This window comes from Streptomyces sp. NPDC059003 (assembly GCF_042740445.1).
Lineage (GTDB): Bacteria > Actinomycetota > Actinomycetes > Streptomycetales > Streptomycetaceae > Streptomyces.
Window position 1 is genome coordinate 1 of sequence record NZ_JBHYJH010000341.1, and the last position, 4,370, is coordinate 4,370.

The following is a 4,370-nucleotide window of genomic DNA, read 5'->3' on the forward strand; positions in this document are numbered from 1 at the left end:
CACCCTGCCCAGCACTTTCCCCCTCCAAGAAACGGGATGAAAGAGATTCAATGACCCCGCTGAAAATGCTTACTGACCTTGTCTGTGTGTTGTCGTGCGTTCGAGTCCGGTCGCGGCTAGGCAGCTGTCGATGAGATCGCTGCGGTATTGGAGCTGGCCAAGGCCGCGGCGGAGGGTGCCGAGGAGGTGGTCGGGGTCGGCGAAGGCGGTGTTGGCCTGGCAGCTCCTGCGCAGGAGCGACCAGATCCCTTCGACCAGGTTCAAGTCCGGGGCATAGGGCGGCAGGTAGTAGCACGTGATCCAGTCACGCCTGCCGATGAAGGCCCGCAGCCGTGCGTCCTTGTGGACGTTCAGGTTGTCCCAGACGAGGACAATCGGGCCGCCGAGCTGTTGGTGGGCTGGGATCAGCAGGTCCCGGTAATCGCTCCATGTGAGGCTTCTTCGGCCGGCGCCCTTGGGACGTTCGTGCCGTTTGGGCCGGAAGATCAGGCGTGAACGCTCGCCGTGCTTGTAGCAGGCCAGGGCGGCGATGGAGAAGCGGCGGTGGGAGCGTCCGCGGACCCGGACCACCGGGGTGTGCCCGCGCCGGGCCCAGGTGCGGCGGGTGGGCGGCATCAGCGAGAAGCCGGACTCGTCCTCGAAGCAGAGCCGGGCTCCCCGCGCCGCCGCGGTGGTTCCGCCTCGGGCCAGGTCTCCTTCACCCAGCCGGTGACCTTCTCCTGGTCGCGTTCCACTGCCCGCCGGGCTGGCATCTGATGGCTGAACCCGTGGCGCCGCAGCATCTTCGCGATGGCGGAGAGCGTGAAGCTCTTGTGGAACCGGCGCCGATGAGGGTCTTGATCCGGGCCAGCGTCCAGGTCTGATCCGGCCAGCCGTGTGCCACCGGCCCCTTGGCCAGCTCCTCTTCCAGCACCGCAAACAGGGTCTCGCTCAGCCCCGGCCGGGCTGCCGATCCCTTCGAGCGCAGGCCGCGCTGCCCCGCGTTCTCCCAGGCCCGGCGCCACCGCTGCACCGAGCGGACGCTGACCCGCAGCCTCTTCGCGATCACGTCGTTGCGCTGCCCGGCGACGAACATCCCGGCCGCGTCCATGCGGATACGCTCGCGGAAGGCCCGCCGCTCGGCAGTCAGGCCACCGCCTTGCGGATATCTCACGACTCCGGCGTACTGCGACGATCACCGGCTGTCAGCCCTCACGACAACACACAGACAAGGTCAGTAGTCGACACAACCGTCATGGTCGCTGGGAGGGTTTGCGAGCCATTAGCAGGAGGTAGCCGATGTAGCCGACGTCGGCGGCGGCGGCGTGCCATGTGACCATTTCCTCGATCGCCGTCACTTGTTCCGTGCCGCATACCGCGATTAGTTCGTTACGGGAGTGCGTCAGGCGTTCCAGGAGCTGGGCATAGGAGAGTTTCGTCTGCTCGCTGATGTCGACGCTGTCCTCGACGTGGAAGCCGGCCTCCGAGGCCAGCTGCCGGTAGATATCTCGAGATGGGACGGACACCAGACTCCTGGCAAGGGCCGACGGCGGAGTGGGAATTGCTGGTACCGCCTGCAGTGCCATGGTGAGGTCCGCGATGACCAGTTGCGCCCCGGGACGGAGCACGCGATGAATCTCCCGTAGCGCCTGGAGTTTGTCAGGCATGTGCAAGATCGACTCGATCGCGATCGCCGCATCGAAAGAGCCATCTCCAAAGGGCAGGCAGACGGCATCCGCAACGTGGTACTCGGTATCGTTGTCGAGCCCTTCCTCGTGGCTGAGGACGGTAGCGGTCTCCACCTGTTTCGCGCTGAGCGAAATACCAGTCACGTGTGCCCTGGTGGTGTGCGTGATGTGACGGGCGGGCCCGCCAGTGCCGCAGCCGACATCGAGCAGTCGCTGCTCGGCGCGGATGCCGGTGCGGGCGGCGACGAGGTCGGTGAGGTTCTCCTGGGCCTCGGCTAGCGTGGCGTCGCCCTGCCCCGAAGCCCAGTAGCCAAGGTGGATGTTCTCGCCGGACAGGATCCGCACCGCTTCGGTGTTGGAGTAGAACTCGGCCACGGCTTCGAGCGAAGGTCCGGTCTCGGGCATATCCGTGGGCTCCTGTTCAGGCAGGTGGGTTGCGTACCTAGTGCCTTAGCACGCGACGTTCACCTGTGTCTAGTGTCTCGTGATCCAATTTCTGTCACGGAACCTCTTTCATGCTGAATATTGGCAGGTCAGGAGGGTGTGAACGGCCTGGACGATCGTGCCGATACGCCGGGTGGAACATCGAGCTCGCCGTAGCAGACGCCAGGACTTCAGCTGTGCGAAGGCTCGCTCGCCCGGGGCCCTCAACCGGGCATGTGCCGTTGGAGATTGAGATATCAGTGGGGTTGGACAGCGGATGTCACTGAGTTGGCCATCGGGGATGTCAGTTCGGCTGCGGTAGCGCGGCGGTGGTGCCGGTGCCTTCCGGTGGCGGTTCGGGGAGCATCCGCAGGCTGTAGGCGACGTTGTCGTGGAGATGGTCGACGATGTCGCCGCAGGTGACCATCCCGGCGCCGGCGAGGTCTTCGACGGCTTGTCGCTGGGCGGCGTCGGTAGTGTCGATGCCGCCGTCGACCCAGACGCGGAGGAGGACCTCGGCCTCGATGGGCTGGATGGGGCCGCGGATGTGGGGATGAAGGTTCTTGCGCCCGGCGATGGCGTCGGCCTGGTCGGGCCGGAGAACGTCGAGCCTGGGGGCGGCGGTGTATCCGTCGGGCGGGACGTGCCGCAAGACAAGCGCGCCGCCGGCATTGGGGTGGGCGCGGGCGTGGTCGAGGGCGGTGTCGAGGCGGGGTGCGGGCCAGAGCAGGGCGAGCGTGAGCGCGTCGGCGGTGAGAGGCCCCTCGGCGTGCGCGAGCGTGGTGATGAGGGTGAGGGCGTCGCGGTCGGCGCCGGGTGGTCGGCGGTCGACGACTTCGCGCTGGCGGGGGCGTTCGAAGAGTTCGTTGGCACCGTCGATGAGGTCGGCGGGGTGGATGTCGAGGCGGCGGGCGAGTTCGAGCAGGACGTGGACGGGCAGGTCGGGGAGTTCTTCGAGGTCCGTCTGGTGTTCGTGGATGCCGAGGAGGTCGGCGAGCTGCCAGGCGGTCATGCCGGCGGCGAGCAGGCGTCACTTGAGGACGTGGTTCTTCTGGGCGGTGATGTATGTGCGGGGGTAGGGGCTTTGGCGGCCGGGGCGGGGGCCGAAGCTGGCGTCGTCGCTGGTCACAGGCGGCTGCGGAGGTCGTCGCTGAGGGCGATGAGGTCGAGGCCGCGGTGGTGCATCCATCCGGCCTGGGACGCGTCGTGCTGGTCTTCGTCGCCGTGGCGGCAGTGGGAGCGGTGAGCCAGGCGGGGTTGAGGCGGATGCGGTGGCAGGTGCGCATGATGGCTTCGCGCAGGCCGGGCTCGGGGCTCTTGGTGCCGGGGTCCTTGGGGTGGATGAACAGGGGGTCGATGTCGGTGGCGCCTTGGTGGCGGCGGTAGGCGAGGTGGGCGGCGATGAGAGGGGCGGCGTGTTCGGGCAGGGTCACGGGTTCGTCGGATTCGAGGTGGAGGACCTGGAGGGCGTTGAGGTCGAGGGTGGTGTGCCGGTGGGTGCGTCGCTTCCAGGGGACGCTGAGGTGGCGGGTGTCCGGGTCGGTGGGGGGGCTGCCGGCGGGTGGGAAATGGACGGCGTGGCCGTCGGGGGCGGTGGTGCCGCAGGGTATCCGGCCGAAGCCGGTGGGCTCGCGCGAGAGGTGGATGGACAGGGCGGTCGCGGCGGCGTCCTCGATGGTGGCGGCGGCGCGGAGCTTGTCGCAGCTGCGGGCGGTCAGCTGGCTGAGCAGGCGGGTGGTGGGGCCGGTGCCCAGGGTCTCCATCTGCCAGCGCAACAGGTAGCCGCGGAAGAACAGGGCGGTCTGGAGGGCGCGGAGGCGTACGAGGGCGTGGGCCTGGTCGGGGGCGGGGTCGATGCGGTCACCGCGCAGGTAGAAGGTGAGCCGGGCGGCGAGGGCGCGGGTGTGGCGGGGGCTGCCCTCGGTGGTGTGGTGGCCGGTTGGGAAGCGGCGGGTCAGCCACGCCTCGGCGAGGTGGAGTTCGCGGTCGTAGACCTCGCGGACGGCGGTGAAGGTGTTGCCGGGCAGCTTGCGGCGGCAGGCGGCGAGGAAGACCGGGAAGTCGTGCAGCGGCAGGATGGGGCCGGTTCCCTCGGCCCACGGGGTCTTGGTGTTGGCGCGCAGACCGCTGGTCAGGGCGCGCGGGGGCGGCGGGAGTTGGCGCAGGAAGGCGCCGAAGTCGATGCCCTGGAAGCGGTATCCGGCGTCGCGGAAGGCGCGCAGGGGTGCGGGGACGTAGGTGTCGTCCTCGGTGGTCGGCCAGATCAGCCACACCGTGGCG

Annotated in this window: 4 protein-coding genes and 2 pseudogenes; 1 reads left to right on the top strand and 5 read right to left on the bottom strand. The window is 68.6% G+C overall.

Annotated elements, in window-relative coordinates:
• Positions 1-69: 69 nt before the first annotated feature.
• The 5 genes and pseudogenes from ACFWZ5_RS44985 to ACFWZ5_RS45005 all read right to left on the bottom strand — a co-directional run bounded on the left by ACFWZ5_RS44985 (position 70) and on the right by ACFWZ5_RS45005 (position 3,102).
• Positions 70-618, bottom strand: a complete 549-nt coding sequence (locus ACFWZ5_RS44985) for a transposase (RefSeq protein WP_384892957.1) — start codon at positions 616-618, stop codon at positions 70-72.
• Positions 615-1,153: pseudogene (locus ACFWZ5_RS44990) on the bottom strand (winged helix-turn-helix domain-containing protein). The gene ACFWZ5_RS44985 and the pseudogene ACFWZ5_RS44990 overlap by 4 nt, the downstream one beginning before the upstream one ends.
• Positions 1,154-1,232: 79 nt before the next feature.
• Positions 1,233-2,072, bottom strand: a complete 840-nt coding sequence (locus ACFWZ5_RS44995; protein ID WP_384892948.1) for an SAM-dependent methyltransferase — start codon at positions 2,070-2,072, stop codon at positions 1,233-1,235.
• 108 nt (positions 2,073-2,180) lie between these two features.
• Positions 2,181-2,330: pseudogene (locus ACFWZ5_RS45000) on the bottom strand (IS5/IS1182 family transposase); the annotation flags it as partial.
• A gap of 64 nt (positions 2,331-2,394) precedes the next feature.
• Complete coding sequence (locus ACFWZ5_RS45005) at positions 2,395-3,102, bottom strand: hypothetical protein (RefSeq protein WP_384892951.1); 708 nt, start codon at positions 3,100-3,102, stop codon at positions 2,395-2,397.
• A gap of 259 nt (positions 3,103-3,361) precedes the next feature.
• Here ACFWZ5_RS45005 and ACFWZ5_RS45010 point away from each other — a divergent pair.
• The coding region (locus ACFWZ5_RS45010) for a hypothetical protein (RefSeq protein ID WP_384892954.1) at positions 3,362-4,370 on the top strand (1,009 nt) is incomplete at its 3' end.